Source organism: Cellulomonas sp. ACRRI, assembly GCF_022346185.1.
Taxonomy (GTDB): Bacteria; Actinomycetota; Actinomycetes; order Actinomycetales; family Cellulomonadaceae; genus Cellulomonas.
This window is the reverse complement of the sequence record NZ_JAKRMS010000089.1, coordinates 1-18,589: the sequence shown is the minus strand read 5'-3', so window position 1 is coordinate 18,589 and position 18,589 is coordinate 1. Positions and strand designations below refer to the sequence as shown.

The window sequence follows — 18,589 nt, the reverse complement described above, 5'->3', positions numbered from 1 at the left end:
CCGCCACCCCGGGCACGCGCCCCGAGGCCCACCTCCGTCCGGGGGCCGCCGGGGGAGCCGGTTCGGCGCCCTCCCCGGCTGCGGCACCCGCGTCCGCCACGCCCTCGTCGTGGCCGACGTGGCTGCAGGTCGTCGCGAGCGACGGCGCCGTCGTCCTGGTCGGGCCGGACGGGCAGCTCGTCGCGAACACGGGCGACGCCTCGACCGGTGGCGCCGTCGTCCTGGAGCCGGAGGGGTCGGTGGTGGCGACCACCCCGGACGGGTCGGGTGCGACGCCGGGCTCGTCGACCCCCGCGCAGCCGGGCCTCTCGTCCGTCCGGACGACGACCGGACCGACGACCGCGACGGCGACCGCGCCGACCGGGGCGGCCTCCGTCGACCAGGGCACGATGACCGATCCCCGCGTGGCCGCGCAGGCCATGTTCGACCACGTCGCGTTCTCCGGCTACGAGGACCACTCCCTGCGCGTCGGCGGCAACCGCAACCTCATCGCCTACGACGACGCCAACCTGTTCGTCGACCACGTCGGGCGCGTCGACGCGAACACCGGCGACACCGACTCCAGCGGGATCAACGCGGTCGACGTGACGGGGTCGGTGATCCGGTCCGGGGCCTCGGGCGGCGTCGAGGACGAGCCGGGCGAGGAGCCCGAGGAGGAGGAGTCCGTGGAGCCGGAGAGCCCCGAGGACGCGGCCACGCCCCCGGCGGGGGCGAGCGCACCGGCCCAGGGCGAGGCGGCGTCCACGACGCCGACCAGCCCCGCCCCGGCCGGCGGGACCTCGCTCTCGGTCTCCGGCGACGGCTTCGACGACCTGTCCGTGCACGCCTCCGGCGACGGCAACGTGATCTCCGACGAGGACTCCAACCTCGTCGTCGGCGGCACGGGGCCGGTCACGGCGCAGGTCGGCGACGCGGACACGGCGGGCGTGCTCGTCATGGGCGTGCACGACTCCACCGTGGTCAGCGGCTGCGCGGCCGAGGTGTGCCCCTGACGGACCCGGCCCGGCGGGTCGCCTGACCGGCTCCCGTCGTCGTCCGTCGGCGCCGCTGGAGGGCGAACACCCCCAGCGGGACCGCCCGTCCTGCCGCCCCACCCCAACGCGCCTTCGCGGCCTCTTGAGTGGCGCCCCCGTCTCCCTAGCGTGCGACGTGCCCCACCCGGTCGGCGTCGCCCTCCGCTCTCCCGAGCGCGGGGCGGCGGAGCGCCGCGTGGGGCGTGCGGGGGGCCGCCGTCGAGGGTGAGGATCCGTCATGTCAGCAAGGTGGAAGGGCCGGGTCACGTTCCTGGCCGTGGGGACGCTCGCCGCGGCGAGTCTGACCGGCGCCGTCGGCACCGCGGCGTTCGCGGAGGACGGCGACGCGGTGACGCCGACGTCCGGCGCGGAGTTCGACGCGAACGCGCGGGCGCTGCTCGCGCTCGACGGCGTCGAGGCGGTGACGGTGGACGCCGACGGCAACGTCGTCGTGGCGACCACGGAGGACGTCGGGGACCTGCCCGCGGAGGCGGAGCAGTTCGTCGACGAGCACCGGAACGTCGACGTGCTCGTGCTGGACGGCCCCGTGGAGGCGCTGGCCGCGACCGACGTCGTGGGCGGCGCGGGCTACGCGGCGCTCGACCCGCAGGACCTGGACGGCGACGCCATGCTGTGCTCGATCGGGTTCTCGGGGTACTCCCCGAGCGGCGCGCCCGCCGTGATCTCGGCCGGGCACTGCGCCGGCGACGGACTGTTCTCCGAGAGCATCCTGACGGTGCCGGCGGGCGACGACGCGGGCGGCGGTTCCACGGTCGCCGGGCTCGCGCCGCTCGGCACGCTCGGGTTCGCGCAGTACGGCGGGCCCGGCAGCACGGACGGCACCGACGGCGACACCGCGAGCACGGACGTCTCCGTGATCGACGTGACCAACGCCGGCCTGACGCTGCGGCCCGCCGTCACCGACTGGACCACCGTGTCCGACCTGTCGCGGTCGACCCGGCCCGTGACCGCCGTCGGCCGCGCGCAGCTGGGCCAGCCGGTGGTGAAGAGCGGCCGGACGACCGGATTCACCTCCGGGACCGCGCTGTCCTCCGGCTGGGCCGAGGTCTCGGGCCGCTACGTGTACGGGTTCTTCAGCGCCGTCGCGTCCGACAGCGGCGACTCCGGCGGCGCCGTGCTGCAGGACGGCACCGCGATCGGGCTGGTGTCCGGCGGCACCACGGCCGGCGGACAGCCGGTGATGTTCGCCGCGGACCTGGAGACCGCCCTGGCCCGCACCGGCGGGTACACGGTGGCGCTCGACCTCGCCGCGCCCGTCCTCACCGGCCCGGCGTCCGGCACCACGATCGTGCCCGGGGCCATGATCAGCGGCACCGCCCCCGCGGGCACGGTGCTGTCGGTCGACAGCGACCGGGAGGCACCGCAGACCGTGACCGTCGCCGCCGACGGCACCTGGTCGTTCGCCGCGCCGACCACCCGCGGCCCCGTCTCCTACACGCTGGTCGCGCGCAGCGGGTACTCGGCGTCCCCGGCGGTGCAGATCGCCTACGACGTCGTGCCGGCCACCGTCGTGACCCGCCCCGGGGACGGCGAGCGGGTCCTGACCGCCCTGCAGCGGATCGCCGGCGTCGGGGTCCCGGGCGAGACGGTCGAGCTGTCCGGCGCGGTCGCCGCGACGCTCGTGGTCGCCGACGACGGCACCTGGGAGCACCCCGTCGACCTGTCCTACGGCCGGTACTCGGTCACCGTGGCCCAGGTCAGCGGCGAGCCGTCGGTGCCCATGACGAACACCTTCGAGGTCGTCCCCGTCGCACCCGCGATCACCGGCCTCGACGACGGCGCGACCTTCCCCGAGGGCGCCGCCCCGACCACCGTCTCCGGGACCGGTCTGGACGGCGCCACCGTCGAGGTCACCGTCGGCGACCGGGCGGCGGTGCGGGCGGACGTCACGGCGGGCGGCTGGGCCCTGGCGCTCGGTGACGCGCTCGGCGCGGGCCACCACGTCATCGCGGCGACCCAGACCATCAACGGCGCGGCCAGCGACGCGACCGCGGTCGGGATCACCGTCACCGCGACCGCCGCGCCCGCGGTGACGGCGACCGACGACCCGCTCGCCCGCACGGGTGCCGGGACGGCCGGCCTGATCGCCGCGATCGCGGCGGTCCTGCTGCTGGCCGGCGCGGCCGCGACCTACGCCGCGCGCCGTTCCGCGGCGTAGCCGATGCGCCGAGAGGGCAGGAGGTGCGCGCTTCCCGGCGGGGCGGCCCGCATCCTCTGCCCTCTCGGCGTCGCGCGCGCGGACGCGGTGGCGTGTCGGGGGGTGCCGGTACGGTCGCGCCATGACCGTGACCGCCGACGACGTCGAGGCCGCGGCGGCGAGCGTCGCCCGCGCCCTCCTGCCCGTGACCGACCGATCCTGGGACGGCGTCCCGGGCACCGGGACGCAGGACGCCTGGCGCACCGCCGAGCACGTCGGCGACACGCTCGTGTCCTTCGCCGGGCAGGTCCTCGCCCGGCCGGCCGACCGCTTCGTGCGGTTCGCGGCCGTCGCCGACCAGGACGCGACCCCCGCCGAGGTCGTCGAGATGGCGGTCACCGGGGCCGGCGTGCTCGCCGCCGTCGTCCGCACCGCGGCACCCGGCGTGCGGGCGTTCCACCCCGCGGGAGTCGCGGACGCCGAGGGCTTCGCCGCGATGGGCTGCGTCGAGCTGCTGGTGCACGGCGAGGACGTCGCGCGCGGCCTGGGCGCCGCCGTCGACCCGCCCCGCGACGTCTGCGCGCGTGTGCTGGCGCGGCTGTTCCCGCACGTCGCGGACCACCTGACCGGGCTCGACCCCTGGGACGGCCTGCTGTGGGCGACGGACCGGCTCGCGGTCGCCGGGCTGCCGTCCCAGGCCGGCTGGCAGTGGCGGGCGGCTCCCTGACCGCGGCCACCGACCCCGCGGCGCGAGGTCCGACCGCCGCCGGACGCGGCGCCCGCCGCGGACCAGGCTGGCGGCCATGACCACGACCTCCGGCGACACCAGCCTCGCGCCCGGCCACGTCACCGTGGACCCGGCGATCCTCTACTTCGGCACCCCCGTCGCCCTGCTCAGCACCGTGGACGCCGCGGGCAGACCGAACCTCGCCCCCATGTCGTCGGTGTTCTGGCTCGGGCACACGGCCGTCCTCGGGCTGGGCGCCCGGTCGCAGACCGCCCGCAACCTCCGGGAGACGGGCGAGTGCGTGATCAACCTGCCGTCGGCGGGCCAGGTCGCGGCGGTCGACCGGATCGCCCGCACGACCGCCCGCGACCCGGTGCCGGCGCGCAAGGCGGCGGCCGGGTACACGCACGAGCCGGACAAGTTCGGCCGCGCCGGCCTCACCCCCGTGCCGGCCGAGGTGGTCGCGCCGCCGCGCGCGGCGGAGTGCCCCGTGCACCTGGAGGCGCGGCTGGTGCACACGCACCCGCTCGGACGGGACGACCCCGCGGCGGCGGGCGGCACGCTCGCGTTCGAGGTGCGGGTGCTCCGGGTGCACGTGCACGAGAGCGTGCGGCTGCCGGGCACGGCGCACCGCATCGACCCCGACCGGTGGCGCCCGCTGATCATGAGCTTCCAGCAGTTCTACGGCCTGGGCCCCCGCGTGCACGCCTCGCGGCTGGGGGAGATCGACGAGGAGTGGTACCGGCCCGGACCGGGAACGTCGCCAGCGCGGTGATCCCCACCAGCACCGCGACGACGAGCGCGACGTGCTGCTGCAGCGCGGCCACCGCGCGGCCGAGCTGCGGCACCGTCCACAGCACCCGGCCGACCTCGGTCACGGTGTAGGGCTGCGCGTCGGGCTCGTCGTTCGCGTCGCCCTGCAGCGTGAGCTCGACCGCGGCGCCGCCGCCGGTGCCGGCGACGGTCCCGGCGGGGGTGGCCTGCACGACCCGGTGGGTGACCAGGCCGTCCCGCTGGTGCCGGGGCACGGTGACGACGTCGCCGACCCGCACGGTGTCGGCGGGCACGGTGCGGGCCACCGTCAGCGCGCCGACGGGGATCGCGGGCGCCATCGAGCCGGACAGCACGATCGCCGGGCGGACGGAGAACAGCAGGCACAGCACGACGGCCACCAGGCTGACGACGCCGACGACCGCGGCCACGTCGAGCAGCACCCGCTGCGCGCCGAGCAGGACGCGCGTCCCGCGGGACGGTGCGGGGGGTGCCTCGGCGGCGTCCGCCCCGTCGGCGTCGGCGGGGGCCGCGGGCGGGCGCGTGGTCACGTCGCCTCCGTGGACGTCGCGTCGAACCGCACGGTCAGGTGCGCCTGGGCCCCGTTGAGGGCGGTCGTGGCCGGGTCGTCGAGGTAGTGCACCAGGACGGTCAGGGTGGTGTCGGACCCCGCGGCCCCCGCGGTCCACGGCTGGCCGTCCTCGACGGGGGCGGCGCCGCGGGCGGCCAGCACGCCGAGGTCGGCGGTCGCGCCGAGCGGCACGCCGTCCTGCGGGTCGTCCGGGCCCGTGCCGAGCAGCACCTCGCCGCCGGCGCCGAGCACGGTGAGCCGCAGGTAGGGGGTGATGTCCGGGGTGCCGGCCACCGGCTCCCCCGCGATCGTCGCCAGCACGTCGGCGGCCAGCTGGGGGTGGTTCGTCGCCACCCGGACCTCGGCCTGCACGGTCCGGCCCGGGACCAGCGCGTCCCGGGCCGGGACGTCGACCGGCATCGGGGTGCCGGGCTCGGCGTCGAACGCGATGCCGCCGGCGCTGACCAGCACGATCTCGAACGGGTCGCCCGAGCCGATGCCCTCGGAGTCCAGGTTGAGGTGGGCGGAGTCGGTGAACGCCGCGGCGGTGGCGACCGTCCCCGCGACCAGGACGAGCGCGAACACGGCGAGCGTCGCCAGCCGCCGCCGGGCGGGTACCGCCGCACCGGGGTGCCGCCTCATGGCGTCGCCCCTGTCGCCGCCACGGTGCCCGGCATGATCAGGTCGGTCAGCCCCTGGTTCGCCCCCGTGGGCGTGGTCGTCGTGGCGAACCCGTTCCGCACCAGCGAGTTGGTGTTGTTGCGCCCGCCCGTCTGGCCACCGCCCCACAGCGCGATCGAGCCGTCGGCGCGCACGGCCGCGCCGGTGTACCCAGTGCCCGCGACGCTCTCCACCACGCCGAGCGAGTCCAGCCGCGTGGGCAGCGTGGGGTTGGTGGTGGACGCCCCGCCGGTGACCGGGTCCAGGCCGCCGGCCAGGGTGTACCGGCCCCACACCCAGGCGTAGCCCTCGGTGTCGAGCGCGAGCACGTAGTCCTCGGTGGGCGCGATCATCCGCGCGCCGATCGGCATCTCGACCGGCGTCGGGGTGTTGTTCACCGCGGCCGTGCCGCTCGGCCGCCCGGTGCCCCAGAAGCTCGCGTTGCCCCAGCCGAGGACGGTGCCGTCCGCGAGGATCGCCTGGTTGCCGTAGTAGTGCCCGGTCAGCGACCGGATGCCGCAGGTGTCCGCGGGCGAGTTCGCCACCACCCCCACGGCCTCGCAGCCCGAGGTGGTGTAGGCGGACAGGGCGACCGACTGGATCGGGGTGTTCGCGTTGGCGGTGGTGTTGTCGCCGCCCGGGGCGCCGGCCAGCGTGCCGGCGGCGTTCGAGAACCCCCACCAGAGCACGCCGCTGAGCGGGTCGGCGGGGTCGGTGTTCCCCCGGATCGCCCAGCCGTTCCACATGCCGGCGCCGATGGAGTGCACGCCGGTGAGGATGCGGGTCGGGGTGGCGCTGGAGGTCGAGGCGCCGCCCTGGCCGGTGATGCCGCGGGCCTGCGGGTTCCCCCAGGTGTAGACGTCGCCGGTGTCGGTCAGCGCCATGAACACGCCGGAGGAGGACCGCAGGTCGACGACGGTCCCCGGGATGTCCACCTGGCCGGGCTGGTTGAACGGCACCGTGGTGCTCGGCCGGCCCATCACGTTGTTGTTCTGGTTGCCGCCCCAGGTGTAGACCCGCCCGTCGTCGGACAGCGCCGCGATGCCGGTGTAGTTGACGTCGGTCGGGTAGTAGTTGTCGAGGCTGGTGCCGGCGGTGCGGATGACCCGGCGGGCGCCGTCGGGGTGGTCGTCGGACGGCAGGGTCAGCAGGGTGACGGCGGCGGCGGGCGCGACGGTGGCGACCCCGGTGCCGGACAGCCCGTTGCCCCGGAAGCCCCAGATGGCCAGGGTGCCGTCGTCCTGCACGGCCGTGAACGTGCCGTTGAGATACGTGCGCTGCGGGACGAACGTGGTCGTCGGCGTCCGGAACACGTCGGTCGTGGCGGTGGCGCGGTCCGTGTACGCCGCGGTGGTCGCGGGCACCGCGGTCGCCGCGAGGCCGACGACGAGCAGCCCGGCGACGGCGGCGAGCGCGCGGCGGGCGCGGGCGCGGGTCCGGTGCGGGGCGGCGGCGCGGGCCGGGGCGCGGCTCACGAACCCGCCCTCCGCGGCACACCGGCGCGGCGCCGGTGCGCGGCCCGCAGCAGCACGCCGGTCGCGGTGAGCGCGGCGGCCAGCAGCCCGAGGGCGAGCACCTGCCCGCCGGTCGTGGCGAGCACGCCGGACTGGAACGGCGGCGCACCGGGCGGCGCACCCGGCGGCGACTCCTGCGTCGCGACCAGCCCGAGGGTCAGCGTCAGGCCCACCCCCTGCACGGCGTCGGTCGCGGACGCCGGCAGGGTGGCGGTGCCGCGGACGGTGATCCCCTCGGCGGGCAGGACGCCCAGGTCGATGGTCGCCTCCCCCAGCTCGGCCGCGGTGCCCTCGGCCAGCACCGCACCCGCGGCGTCGCTGAGCGTGAGCTGCAGCGCGTCCGGCCCGTCGGCGAGCGGCCCGGTGCCGCCGTCGACGACCAGGACCAGGCTGGTCGCGGCGGTCGCGTCGGTGGGCCGCGCGGTGACGTCGAACCCGGTGCTGTGCCCCGGGTAGGGCACGGCGACCTGCACGGTGCTGGTCGACCCGGACACCAGGTCGGCGGGTCCGGCGGCGCCGGCGGCCCCGGGCAGGGTGACGCCGCCGGCCGTCAGCGCGGCGGCGAGCAGGACGGCGGCCGCGGCGGTCATGAGGTGCTCCCGTCGAACTGCAGGCCCAGCACCATCGCCCGGCCGTAGTAGTAGGGGTTGCCGAGCGCCGTCTCGAGCGTGACCGACACCTGGACGCGCCGGGCGACGCCCTGGGTCCACCCGCCGGTGAGCAGGACCGGTCCGTCGGTGGCCGCGTGGTCGGTGACGACGGTCTGCCCGTCCACCGCGATGGTGAACAGCGCGACGTCGTACGGGTCGGCACCGGGCCCGTCGACCCCGGGGTCCGGCGGGAGCGGTTCGGGGCGCAGGTTGGTGAGCGTGAGCACGACGGGGCCCGTGGCGGGCGTCGTCGTCACCACGTCCACCTCGACCGCGGTCGAGCCGCCCGGACCGGGCACCACGGTCTCGATCACGTACGGGTCCGGGTTCCCCTGCACGACGGTGCCGGTGGTGTCCAGGAAGGCGATGTCGTACGCCCCGCCCACGTCGCCGAGGTCCGCCTCGGCGACGTCGGTGAACGCCGCATAGGTGACCGCGGTGCCGCCGGCGAGCAGCAGGACCCCGGCGACGGCCGCGAGGGCCAGCCCTCGCCGGTGCGGCCACCTCCGCGCGGTCACCGGCTCGTCCCCTCGAACGCGACCTGCACCCCGGTGCGCCAGTCGGGCCTGGTGTTCAGCGGCAGGGTGATGCTCAGGTCGAGCACCCGCTCGTCGGCGCGGTCGGCCCCCACCTCGCCCGCCAGCGGCACCCGGATCGTCTCGGCCGGGCCGGCGGCCAGCACGGTGCCGTCCTCCGCGACGGTCACCTGCAGCGCGGTGAACAGGTCGTCGGGCTCCGGGTCCGGGTCCACGAGGTCGAGCACCACGTCGGCGGGCGTGCCCGAGGCGTTGCGCACGGCGACCCGCACGTCGAGCGTGCCGCCCGGAGGCAGCGTGTCGTCGGCGAGCACGAGGTCCCACGGCGCCGTGCTGGGGTGCCAGTCCGCCGCGGCGGGCTGCCAGTCCGGGGTCGTGGCCGCCGCGGACTCCAGGGCGAACGTCACCCCGGTGAACTCCACGCGGACGTCCTCGCGCTCCACGACCTGGGCGGCCGTGACCGCGACGAGCAGGCACACCGGGACCGCGAGCACCGCAGCACGGCGCAGCGACGCGCGCATCCGACCTCCTCCGGGTCCGGGGGCCCGGTGGGGCCGCCGACGGGCCGCCCCACCGGGGTGACGACGATCCGGGTCAGATGGACTCGCCGTCGAAGGTCGCCTGGAGGAAGGCGCCCTTGCCGGACAGGTCGTTGTCGGGGAAGGCCGCGCCGGACTCGGTCTGCGACAGCAGCCGGATCGCGAGGGTGACCGTGCTCTCCTCGTCGGCCGCCAGGTCGTTCAGCACCAGCGCCGACACCTGGGCGAACGTCAGGTCGGTCTGGGCCACCGGGGTCGCGCCCAGCGAGGTGGCGGGCATGCTCACGTCGAACCGCAGGCTCGACAGGTAGTTCGCGTCCGTGACCACGCCGTTCGCCGCGTCGTCGGGCAGCTGGCTCAGCGTCAGCGTGAGCGACGAGTTGAACACCGGCGAGTCGTTGCGCACCGGGATGACGACGCTGATCGGGTCGGACCCCGGGAAGACGGCCTGGGCGCCGTCGATGGCGATCGGCACGCCGGCGGGGTCGTCGGCCTCCTGCCACTGGCCGGCGACGAACTCGCCCTGCGCGTCGGTGGCGCCGACCTGGATGTTGTACGTGCTGTCCGCGCCGCCGATGCCGTTGGTCCCCAGGTTCAGGTGGGCGGCGTCGGTGAACGCAGCGGTGGTGATCAGTGCGGCGGCCGCGGCGAGCGACCCCCAGGCCAGCAGCGCCTTGCGCTGCCGTGACCTGTCGACGACGGCGTCTGTGCTCATCTCTTCCCCCAACGCGGCTGCAGGAGTAGGTGTCACTACGCGCGCGGTTTGGGGATGACCACCCCTTCCGGGTGACAGCCGGGTCCGACCGGGGACTGCGTAGGTGCTCCCGGCCGCGGCGCTGGACCACCCACCACCCGTAGCGTCGACGGGTGCCTGACGACGCTCCCGCCGCCACCACGTCCCGCTCCGCCACCCTCTGGTCGCTCGCCCGCGGCGTCCTCGTCGGCGGCGCCGAGGCGCTGCCCGGGATCAGCGGCGGCACCGTCGCGCTGGTGACCGGCGTCTACGAGACCGCGGTGACCGGCGCGGGCCACGCGGTGACCGCCGCGCGGCTGGCGCTCACGGACCGCGCCCGCGCCCGCGCCGAGCTCGCGCGGGTGCGCTGGTCGGTGATCGTGCCGCTGCTGATCGGCATCGTGCCCGGGCTGCTGGTCACGGTGCGGTTCCTCGCGCCGCTGCTGGACGAGCACCCGGTCCCGCTGTACGGGCTGTTCCTCGGCATGACGGCCGCGGCCCTCGTCGTGCCGGTGCGCATGGCGGGCGGCCGCTGGACCGCGGGCGAGGTCGCCCGGGCGCTCGTCGTCGCGGCGATCGTGTTCGTGCTCGTCGGGCTGCCGCCGCAGCACCTGAGCCCCACGTACCCGGTGGTGCTGGTCGCGGCGGCCGTCGCCGCGTGCGCGCTGGCGCTGCCCGGCACGTCCGGGTCGTTCCTGCTGCTGACGTTCGGCCTCTACCAGCCGACGCTCGCCGCGGTGAACGACCGGGACTGGGGCTACGTCGCGGTGTTCCTCGCCGGGATGGTGCTCGGGCTGGCGTGCTTCGTGAAGGCCCTGCAGTGGCTGCTCGAGCACCGGCGCCGCCCGGCGCTCGTGCTGCTGTCGGGCGTGATGGCGGGGGCGCTGCGGGCGCTGTGGCCGTGGCAGGAGGACGACCGGACGCTGCTCGCACCCGGTGACCAGGCGGGGCTCGCGGCGGCGATGTTCGCCCTCGGCGCCGCGGCGGTGCTGGGGCTGATCGCCGCGGAGCGGCGGTCACGGGCGCTGCCCGACGCCGGCTGACCACGGCCCTGGGCGGGCGTCGCCCCAGGTCCACGGGGTCCTGTCCCACGATGAGGACGACCGCACCCGCCGCGCACGCCCTGCTTATTCTGGAGTCATTCCAGTAACGAGCACGAGGAGACCCCCATGCACTGCTTCGAGGACGCGCGGACCGGCCAGCAGGTGCCCGCCGTGGCGACGTGCCAGGCCTGCGGGGCGGGGGTGTGCGGCGCCCACGTCACGCAGCGCACCGTGTCCGGGGTGCGCACGAACGCCGTCGGCGCCCCGACCACCGGTCCCGACCGCCGGGTCCTGCACTGCCCGGCGTGCGCCCTGCCGTGAGCACGGGCCGACCGGCCGCGAGGGCCACCCCCCGGCAGTGACCGCGAGCCTCAGCCGCACGCCACCAGGACCGCGTCCGGCTCCACCTCGACCGGGTGCAGCTCCGGCCGCGCCCGGAGGAACTGCGCGGGTCGCGCCAGGGCGCCGCCGGCCCACGGCACGTCCGCGGACACCTCCACGACCAGCGGCGCGATCCGGGTCGCGATCGCGGACGGCGCGCCCCCGGGCGGCCCGAGGGGCGTGATCTGCCGCCCGAGAGCGAGGCCCGCCGCCAGGCCGAGCGACCCGGAGCGGCCGACGGGGACCAGCTCGCCGTCGACGGGAAGCGCCAATAGCAGGGCGCCGGGCTGGACCGCGGAGCCGGTGACGGCGGTGGCCACCAGGTCCACGACCGACCGGTGCTTGACCTTGCGCCAGTCCCGCGTGCCGGGCCGGTACGGCTGGTCGAGCCCCTTGGCCACCAGGCCGTCGACGCCGAGCCCGGCGAGGTCCCGGAACCACCGCGCGGCCAGGTCGACGTCCCCGGTCAGCGGGGACGTCGACAGGGCGCCGGCCCAGGCCGCGGCGAGCTCCTCCAGGGCGATCCGCCGCTCGATGAGCGGCTGCGGGCGCAGGTCGACGTGCTCGCGCTGGATGACGTCGAACACGACGAACTCGGCCGGCAGCTGCGCGGCGAACGCAGCGGGCCGGGCGGCGGCGGCCCGGCGCTGCAGGGCGCCGAAGTCGACCCGGCCCGAGCGGCGGACCACGAGCTCGCCGTCGAGCACCGTCCCGGGCGGCACCTGGGCGGCGACCGCCCCGGTCACCTCGGGGAAGTCGAGGGTCAGGTCGTCGCCGTGCCGGGAGCGCAGCAGCGTGCGCGGCCCGTCGGCGAGCGCGAGCAGCCGCATCCCGTCCCACTTGGGCTCCCAGGCCGTGCCGCCCGGCAGCCCCACCGTCTCGTGCAGGCCGGCCACGGGGCGCGCCAGGGCCAGGCCGCTGGAGTCCTCCGGGGTGCGGGGCACGCGCGAACTGTACGCCCGCTTTCCTCCGTATATGTGGCGTTTCGTCCGATTTCGTTCGGACGGGTGAGCGGACCCACCGCCGTCAGACGCCGGACCGCCCCGCAGGCTCCGGCTCCACCTCGTCCGGGTGGAGCTCGGGGCGCGCGCGGAGGAACTGCGCGGGCCCGGCCAGCGCGCCGCGGGACCAGCGGAGGTCCGCCGAGACCTCGACGACGAGCGGCGCGATCGCCGTGGCCACGGTGGACCCCGGAGCGGCCGCACCGCCGCCCGCGACCGGCGTCAGCACCCGCGCGAGCGTGATGGCCGCGACGGCGCCCACCGGACGGGACCGCCCGACGGGTACCAGCTCGCCGCCCACGGGCAGCGCGAGGAGCAGGGCGTCCGGCTGGTCGAGCGGTCCGGTCACCGCCGTCGCCACGAGGTCGACGGCGGAGCGGTGCTTGACCTTGAGCCAGTCGCGCGCGCCGCCGCGGTACGGCTGGTCGAGGCCCTTGGCGACGAGCCCGTCGGCGCCGGTGCCGGCGAGGTCCCGGAACCAGCCCGCGGCGACGTCGGCGTCGGCGGTGAGCGGCGACAGCGACAGCGCGGCCGGCCACGACGCCGCGAGCTCCGCGAGCGCCCGCCGCCGGTCGAGGAGCGGCTGCTCGCGCAGGTCGACGTGCTCGCGCAGCAGCAGGTCGAACGCGAGGTACTCCGCCGGGGCGTGCCGCGCGGCGTACCCGGCCGCCCGCCTGGTGGCGAGCCGGTGCTGCAGCGCGCCGAAGTCGACCCGGCCGTCCCGCCGCACCACGAGCTCGCCGTCCAGCGCGGTGCCCGCCGGGAGGTGGGCGGCGACCGCGGCGACCACCTCGGGGAACGCCAGGGTCAGGTCCTCGCCGTGCCGGGACCGCAGGGCGGTCGCGGCGCCGTCCGCGAGCGCCAGCACCCGCATGCCGTCCCACTTCGGCTCCCAGGCCGTGCCGCCGGGCAGGTCCCGCGCGTCGGCGACGGTCCGGACCGGGCGGGCGAGCGCGAGCTCGATCGGTGCCTCGCGGGCGTGGCGCACGGGCGTCTCCTCTGGGTCGGGTCGGGTCGGGCGCGGTGGGACCGGGTCAGGTCGTCGTGGTGGGGCGCGCCGTGGGCGCCGCCGGCGCGGTGCGGACCACGCGCGGGGAGGCGCCCCCGCCGGGGCCGCCGGGCGCGTGGTTCCCGGTGCCGGGCGACCAGCGGTCGCCGTCGGGGGTGGCGGCGACGCGCACCGCGAGCGCGACGGTGCCGCCGGCCGCGGCCGCGGGCGCCGACTCCGGCAGGGTCGCGGTGCCGTGCACGGTCACCGGCTCGTCGCCCGCCGGCCCGAGCGTCACCTGGGCGCCGCGCAGGCCGCGCGTCCTCCCGGCGGCCAGCACCGCGCCCGTGTCGTCGCTCAGGGTGAGCTCGAGGTCCGCGCCGGCGGGGCCGGTGGCCTCGCCCAGCACGAGGGTGAGGGCGGCGGGACCGCCGTCCGCGGGGCGCGCCGTGATGTGGAAGCTGGACGAGCCGCCCGGGGCCGGGACGGGCACCGGCACCCGCCCGCCCGCGCCGGCGCGCAGGTCGAGGCCCGCGGTCGGCAGGGCGCTCGACGCGCCGAGCGCGCCGGCACCGAGCACGCTGCCGACCGTCAGCGCGATCGCCGCCGCGACCACCCGCGACACCAGCCTCCGCATGTCCCTGCCCCTCCCGTCGTCGTCGTGCGGCGCCCGGACGCCGTCGCCGAGCGGGACGCGTGACCCGCCGGACGGGGCGCAGCGTGCCGGCGGGCTCGGCGCCGGTCGGCCCTGGCCGGCCGTGCGCGGCGGCCGGGGTCCCTGGAGAAGATGTCCCGTCCCGCCGCGCGCACCGCACGCCGGTCGCGGCGCGGGATCGCGTCCCGGGCGCGCCTCGACGTCCTCGACGCTACGTCGGCGGCACCACTCAGCCGCGGGGGACCCGGGCCTTTGAGGGGTCCACCCGGGCCGGCACCTGGGGCGCGGCCTCCGTGTAGGTGGCAGGCACCGGGTCCGGGCGTGGGGCCCTCAGAGCGCCGCCGCCACCGCGCGCCCGGCCGTCCGCCCCGTCAGCAGGCACCCGCCCAGGAACGTCCCCTCGAGCGCCCGGTACCCGTGCGCGCCCCCACCCCCGAACCCCGCGGCCTCGCCCGCCGCGTACAGGCCCGGGACCGGCGCGCCGTCCAGCCCGAGCGCCCGGCTGTCGAGGTCCGTCTGGATGCCGCCGAGCGTCTTGCGGGTGATCACCCGGAGCCGCACGCCGATCAGCGGCCCGGCGGCGGGGTCGAGCACCCGGTGCGGCCGGGCGACCCGCAGGAGCCGGTCGCCGCGGTACCGCCGCGCGTTCCGGATGCTCTGCAGCTGCGCGTCGCGCCCGAAGGGGTTCGCCAGCTCGGCGTCGCGCTCGCGGACCTGGCGCTCGATCGCGCCGGGGTCCAGCAGCGGCTCGTCGGTGAGCGCGTTCATCCCGGCGACCAGCTCCCGGAGGGTGCCCGCGACGACGAAGTCCTCCCCGCGCTCCTTGAACGCCTCGACCGGCCCCGGCGCGCCGCGGCCCAGCCGGGTGCGGAGCAGCAGGCGGTAGTCGCGGCGGGTGATGTCGGGGTTCTGCTCCGACCCGGACAGCGCGAACTCCTTCTCGATCACCTTCTGCGTCAGCACGAACCAGGAGTGGTCGTACGGCTGCAGGTCCGGGTCGGCCCGCAGCAGCCGGAGCGTGCCGACGGTGTCGTGGCCGGGCAGCCCCGGCGGGGGCAGCCGCCGGCCCAGCGCGTCGAACCAGACCGAGGACGGCCCCGGCAGGATGCGGATGCCGTGGCCCGGCCACACCGGCGCCCAGTTCGCGATCCCCTCGGTGTAGTGCCACATCCGGTCCCGGTTCACCAGGCGCACGCCGTCCGCGGCGGCGATGTCGAGCATCCGGCCGTCGACCGAGGCGGGCACCCCGGTGAGCATCGTGCGCGGCGGGGTGCCGAGGCGCGCGGGCCACCAGCGGCGCACCCGGTCGTGATCACCGCCGATGCCCCCGGTCGCCAGCACCACCGCCTGGGCCGTCAGCGTGAAGTCCCCGACCACGTCGCGGCTGGTCCGGACCCCGCGCGGGGCGTCGTCGGCGGCGAACACCGCGCCGTGCACGCCGGTCACCGCGCCGGCGGCGCGGACCAGCCCGTCCACCCGGTGCCGGAACCGCAGCGCCAGCCGTCCGTCCGCCGCGGCCGCGCGCACCCGGTCCGCGAACGGCTCGCTGATCCCGGTGCCGCTGCCCCACGGCACGTGGAACCGCGGCACCGAGTTGCCGTGCCCGCCGGGCAGGCCGTCCCCCCGCTCCGCCCACCCGACCACCGGCGTGAACCGGACACCGCGCTCGTGCAGCCACGGCAGCGCCTCCCCCGCGGCGAACTCGACGAACGCGCGGCCCCAGCGCACCGCCCAGGCGTCCTCGGGCAGGTCGCCGTCCAGCCGGTCCCAGCCCGCGGTGCCCTGCCAGTCCCGCCACGCGAGGTCGAGCGAGTCCCGGACGCCGAACCGGCGCTGCATCGGGCTGCCGACCAGGAAGATCCCGCCGAACGACCACCACGCCTGGCCGCCGAGGTTCACCGGGCTCTCCTGCTCGACGAGGACCACCCGCCGGCCGGCCCGCACCAGCTCGTCGGCGGCGACCAGCCCCGCCAGGCCGCCGCCCACCACGATGACGTCCGCGTCCACGCGCACCCCCGTCGCCCGCGGCGCCGCCCCGTCGCGGCCCCGGCTGGGCCGAGCCTAGCGAGGCGGGCGGGCGCGCCCCCCACGCCGTCAGGGGTGCAGCGGCCAGACCACCGGCACGACGAGCACGACGACCACGAGCCAGGCCGCCGTGATCACCGCCCCCAGCCGCCAGTAGTCGCCGAACCGGTAGCCGGCCGGGTCCTTCACGATCATGTTCGCCGGGGTGGCCACCGGGGTGAGGAAGGACGCCGCCCCGGCGGCCGCGACCAGCATCAGGACCGGCGCCGCGGCGACGCCGACGTGCTCCGCCGAGGCGAGCGCGATCGGCGCCACGACCAGCACCGTCGCCGCGTTCGACACGAACTGCCCGAGCGCGACGGTGAGCACGAACAGGGCCACCAGCAGCAGCCGCCCGTCGCCCTCCGGCACCACCCCGACGACCACGTCCGCGACCAGGTCGGCCGCGCCGGACTCCGCGATCGCGACGGACAGCGGGATCAGCCCGCCGATCAGGACGAGCGTCTCCCAGGGCACCGCCCGCAGCGCTCGGGGGACCCGCACCACGCCCGCCAGCACCATCGCGACCGCACCGATCAGCCCCGCGGTGGCGGGGGCGACCGCCCCGGACGCCAGCAGGGCGATCGTCGCGGCCAGCACCACGACGGCGCGGGCCGCCGGCCACCCGAGCCGCACGTCCTCGTGCACCGTGGCTCCCTCCGGCGGCGTCGCGGGCACGCGGTCCCGGAGCAGCCGCCCGCCGAGCAGCACCGTGACGGCGACCGTGATCAGCGTCAGCGGCACGCCGAGCCAGGCGAACTCGACGAACCCGAACCGCTCCCCCGTCGCCTCGGCCAGCGCGTCGGACACGATGACGTTCACCGGGCTGCCGCTGAGGGTCAGCAGGGCCCCGGCGCTCGCCGCGTACGCCAGCGGGATGGCGAGCCGGGACGTCGCGAGGCCGACCCGGCGGGCGACGAGCACCGCGACGGGCAGCACCGCGGCAGCGGCGCCGTTGGGGGTGACGAGCGCCGAGGTGAGGGCCGCGAGCGCCATGACGGCCACCAGCACCCGGCCGCGGGAGGTGCCCGCCCGCTCGAGCAGGCGGTCGCCCGCCCACGCCGTGACGCCGGTGGCCTGCAGCCCCTCGCTCAGCACGAACAGCGTGGCGATGAAGATGACGACCGGGTCGCCGAACCCGGCCAGCGCCTGCTGCTGGGTCAGCACCCCGGTGGCGGCCAGCGCGAGGGCGGTGAGGACGGCGACCAGCGCCGCCGGCAGCCGGTTCCAGATCAGCAGGGCGACGGCCGCGCCCAGCACGAGCAGGCTGAGCGCGGCGTCCGACACGTCCCGGCCCGCTCAGAGACCGAGCGGCCGCGCGACCTCGCGCAGGGTGTCGGCGGAGTGCCGCAGCGCGGCGGCCTCCTGCTCGGACAGCGGCACCCGCAGCGGCGTGCCGGCCCCGGCGTGGCTCACGACCGTCGGCACCGACAGGCAGACGTCGCCGAGATCCCCGTACCCGTCCAGCCGGGAGGACACCGGCATGACCCGGTGCTCGTCGTTCGTGATCGCCTCGACGATCCGGGAGCCGGCCAGCCCGATGGCGTAGCTGGTGGCGCCCTTGCCGGCGATGATCTCGTACGCCGCGTGCACCACGTCGTGCGCGATCCGGTCCCGGACCTCCTGGGTCAGCGGCTCCCGGCCCGGGAGCGGGTCGAGCTCCAGCAGCGGGACGCCGCCGATCGTCGCCGCGGTCCACAGCGGCACCGCGGTGTCGCCGTGCTCGCCGGCCACGTACGCGTGCACGTTCTGCACCGCCACGCCCACGTGCTGCGCGACGAGGTAGCGGAACCGCGACGAGTCGAGAACGGTCCCGGAGCCGAGCACCTGCTCCCGCGGCAGGCCGGTGTACCGGAGCGCGGCGTAGGTGACGACGTCCACCGGGTTGGTCACCATCACGAACACCGCGTCGGGTGCGACCTCGGCGAGTCGCGGCATCAGCGTGCGCATCAGCCCGACCGTCGCGCGCGCGAGGTCCGTCCGGCTCTGCCCGGGCTCCTGCTTGGCCCCCGCCGTCACCACCACGACGTCCGACCCGGCGCAGGCCGTGATGTCGTCGGTGCCGACGACGTGCGCCATCGGCATGAACTGGATCCCGTGCGCCAGGTCGAGCGCCTGCGCCCGGACCTTGGTCGTGTCGATGTCGTGCAGCACGACCTCCCGGGCCGCGCCGCGCATCAGCACGGCGTACGCGAGCGTCGCGCCCACCGAGCCGGCCCCGATCACCGACACCTTGGCGGTCGGCGGCCGGACCGGCACGGTCCCGCCCTCCGCCGGCTGGTCCAGTCCCCCGACGCTCTCCCGCTCCCCTGCCACAGCATCCCCTCTCGCCGCGCGTGCACCGGCGTCCCCGGCGGGCTCCAGGCTAAGCGGCACCGGGCCGGCGGGGAACGCGCGGCGGCCGCCGCCCGTCGACGGGCGCGCGACCTACGCTTCCCGGCCCGGCCTGCCGAGATCGCCGAGGGCGGGGCCGGAAACCGTAGGCCGTGCGGTCCCGGGCCGCCCCGGCCCCGGCCGCGCGGCCGCGGGGCGCCCGGGCCCCGGCCGCGCGGCCGCGGGGCGCAGGGCGGGGGCGCAGGTCGGGA

At 77.2% G+C, this 18,589-nt stretch carries 18 protein-coding genes and 1 pseudogene; 6 read left to right on the top strand and 13 right to left on the bottom strand.

Translation table 11 applies throughout. The features are described 5' to 3' along the window. From MHY85_RS14980 to MHY85_RS14965, 4 genes and pseudogenes are all read left to right on the top strand, one after another. Nucleotides 1–992, top strand: a pseudogene (locus MHY85_RS14980) (hypothetical protein); the annotation flags it as partial. 259 nt (nt 993–1,251) lie between these two features. After that, a complete protein-coding gene (locus MHY85_RS14975) occupies nt 1,252–3,192 on the top strand; it encodes a S1 family peptidase (RefSeq protein ID WP_239197675.1) in 1,941 nt (646 codons plus the stop codon). A gap of 121 nt (nt 3,193–3,313) precedes the next feature. Continuing rightward, nucleotides 3,314–3,898 (top strand): hypothetical protein, encoded by a 585-nt coding sequence (locus MHY85_RS14970; RefSeq protein ID WP_239197673.1) that lies wholly within the window; start codon nt 3,314–3,316, stop codon nt 3,896–3,898. 76 nt (nt 3,899–3,974) lie between these two features. Next, nucleotides 3,975–4,673 carry a flavin reductase family protein gene (locus tag MHY85_RS14965; protein ID WP_239197671.1) on the top strand — a complete coding sequence of 233 codons (699 nt, stop codon included), beginning with the start codon at nt 3,975–3,977 and terminating at the stop codon, nt 4,671–4,673. Here the strand turns inward: MHY85_RS14965 and MHY85_RS14960 are convergent. From MHY85_RS14960 to MHY85_RS14930, 7 genes are all read right to left on the bottom strand, one after another. Beyond that, entirely contained in the window at nt 4,561–5,220 is a 660-nt protein-coding gene (locus MHY85_RS14960) for a signal peptidase I (RefSeq protein ID WP_239197669.1), read from the bottom strand. The two genes, MHY85_RS14965 and MHY85_RS14960, sit on opposite strands and share 113 nt — an antisense overlap. Further along, the gene (locus MHY85_RS14955) at nt 5,217–5,882 is read right to left on the bottom strand and encodes a hypothetical protein (protein WP_239197667.1); all 666 of its coding nucleotides are present in this window, start codon (nt 5,880–5,882) and stop codon (nt 5,217–5,219) included. The genes MHY85_RS14960 and MHY85_RS14955 overlap by 4 nt, the downstream gene beginning before the upstream one ends. Further along, complete coding sequence (locus tag MHY85_RS14950) at nt 5,879–7,375, bottom strand: hypothetical protein (RefSeq protein ID WP_239197665.1); 1,497 nt, start codon at nt 7,373–7,375, stop codon at nt 5,879–5,881. The genes MHY85_RS14955 and MHY85_RS14950 overlap by 4 nt, the downstream gene beginning before the upstream one ends. Then, on the bottom strand, nt 7,372–8,004 hold the full coding sequence (locus tag MHY85_RS14945; protein WP_239197663.1) for a hypothetical protein: 633 nt from the start codon (nt 8,002–8,004) through the stop codon (nt 7,372–7,374). The genes MHY85_RS14950 and MHY85_RS14945 overlap by 4 nt, the downstream gene beginning before the upstream one ends. Next, complete coding sequence (locus MHY85_RS14940; RefSeq protein WP_239197661.1) at nt 8,001–8,582, bottom strand: SipW-dependent-type signal peptide-containing protein; 582 nt, start codon at nt 8,580–8,582, stop codon at nt 8,001–8,003. The genes MHY85_RS14945 and MHY85_RS14940 overlap by 4 nt, the downstream gene beginning before the upstream one ends. Continuing rightward, nucleotides 8,579–9,121, bottom strand: a complete 543-nt coding sequence (locus MHY85_RS14935; RefSeq protein WP_239197659.1) for a hypothetical protein — start codon at nt 9,119–9,121, stop codon at nt 8,579–8,581. Before MHY85_RS14935 ends, MHY85_RS14940 begins: the two co-directional genes overlap by 4 nt. 73 nt (nt 9,122–9,194) lie before the next feature. Beyond that, on the bottom strand, nt 9,195–9,854 hold the full coding sequence (locus MHY85_RS14930; protein WP_239197657.1) for a hypothetical protein: 660 nt from the start codon (nt 9,852–9,854) through the stop codon (nt 9,195–9,197). 152 nt (nt 9,855–10,006) lie between these two features. Here MHY85_RS14930 and MHY85_RS14925 point away from each other — a divergent pair, with 152 nt between their 5' ends. Both MHY85_RS14925 and MHY85_RS14920 read left to right on the top strand, forming a co-directional pair. After that, the gene (locus MHY85_RS14925) at nt 10,007–10,915 is read left to right on the top strand and encodes a DUF368 domain-containing protein (RefSeq protein WP_239197655.1); all 909 of its coding nucleotides are present in this window, start codon (nt 10,007–10,009) and stop codon (nt 10,913–10,915) included. Nucleotides 10,916–11,041: 126 nt separating this feature from the next. After that, nucleotides 11,042–11,236, top strand: a complete 195-nt coding sequence (locus MHY85_RS14920; RefSeq protein WP_239197653.1) for a DUF2180 family protein — start codon at nt 11,042–11,044, stop codon at nt 11,234–11,236. A 50-nt stretch (nt 11,237–11,286) separates the two neighbouring features. Here the strand turns inward: MHY85_RS14920 and MHY85_RS14915 are convergent, their stop codons facing one another. The 6 genes from MHY85_RS14915 to MHY85_RS14890 form a co-directional block, all read right to left on the bottom strand. Continuing rightward, complete coding sequence (locus tag MHY85_RS14915; RefSeq protein ID WP_239197651.1) at nt 11,287–12,240, bottom strand: ATP-dependent DNA ligase; 954 nt, start codon at nt 12,238–12,240, stop codon at nt 11,287–11,289. A gap of 82 nt (nt 12,241–12,322) precedes the next feature. Beyond that, nucleotides 12,323–13,285, bottom strand: a complete 963-nt coding sequence (locus MHY85_RS14910) for an ATP-dependent DNA ligase (protein ID WP_239197649.1) — start codon at nt 13,283–13,285, stop codon at nt 12,323–12,325. Nucleotides 13,286–13,331: 46 nt separating this feature from the next. Then, nucleotides 13,332–13,922, bottom strand: a complete 591-nt coding sequence (locus MHY85_RS14905) for a hypothetical protein (protein WP_239197647.1) — start codon at nt 13,920–13,922, stop codon at nt 13,332–13,334. 348 nt (nt 13,923–14,270) lie between these two features. Beyond that, nucleotides 14,271–15,947 (bottom strand): FAD-binding dehydrogenase, encoded by a 1,677-nt coding sequence (locus tag MHY85_RS14900; protein WP_239197645.1) that lies wholly within the window; start codon nt 15,945–15,947, stop codon nt 14,271–14,273. An 87-nt stretch (nt 15,948–16,034) separates the two neighbouring features. After that, nucleotides 16,035–17,291, bottom strand: a complete 1,257-nt coding sequence (locus MHY85_RS14895) for an SLC13 family permease (RefSeq protein ID WP_239197643.1) — start codon at nt 17,289–17,291, stop codon at nt 16,035–16,037. Nucleotides 17,292–17,303: 12 nt separating this feature from the next. Beyond that, nucleotides 17,304–18,290: an L-lactate dehydrogenase gene (locus MHY85_RS14890; protein ID WP_239197677.1), complete on the bottom strand. Its 987-nt coding sequence runs from the start codon at nt 18,288–18,290 to the stop codon at nt 17,304–17,306. Nucleotides 18,291–18,589: the final 299 nt, after the last annotated feature.

What these genes read in the sequence shown, in the direction of transcription:
- MHY85_RS14935 (WP_239197659.1), bottom strand. Translation starts at nt 9,121, where the DNA reads ATGCGCGCGTCGCTGCGCCGTGCTGCGGTGCTCGCGGTCCCGGTGTGC.
- MHY85_RS14945 (WP_239197663.1), bottom strand. Translation starts at nt 8,004, where the DNA reads ATGACCGCCGCGGCCGCCGTCCTGCTCGCCGCCGCGCTGACGGCCGGC.
- MHY85_RS14970 (WP_239197673.1), top strand. Translation starts at nt 3,314, where the DNA reads ATGACCGTGACCGCCGACGACGTCGAGGCCGCGGCGGCGAGCGTCGCC.
- MHY85_RS14920 (WP_239197653.1), top strand. Translation starts at nt 11,042, where the DNA reads ATGCACTGCTTCGAGGACGCGCGGACCGGCCAGCAGGTGCCCGCCGTG.
- MHY85_RS14955 (WP_239197667.1), bottom strand. Translation starts at nt 5,882, where the DNA reads ATGAGGCGGCACCCCGGTGCGGCGGTACCCGCCCGGCGGCGGCTGGCG.
- MHY85_RS14930 (WP_239197657.1), bottom strand. Translation starts at nt 9,854, where the DNA reads ATGAGCACAGACGCCGTCGTCGACAGGTCACGGCAGCGCAAGGCGCTG.
- MHY85_RS14905 (WP_239197647.1), bottom strand. Translation starts at nt 13,922, where the DNA reads ATGCGGAGGCTGGTGTCGCGGGTGGTCGCGGCGGCGATCGCGCTGACG.
- MHY85_RS14965 (WP_239197671.1), top strand. Translation starts at nt 3,975, where the DNA reads ATGACCACGACCTCCGGCGACACCAGCCTCGCGCCCGGCCACGTCACC.
- MHY85_RS14975 (WP_239197675.1), top strand. Translation starts at nt 1,252, where the DNA reads ATGTCAGCAAGGTGGAAGGGCCGGGTCACGTTCCTGGCCGTGGGGACG.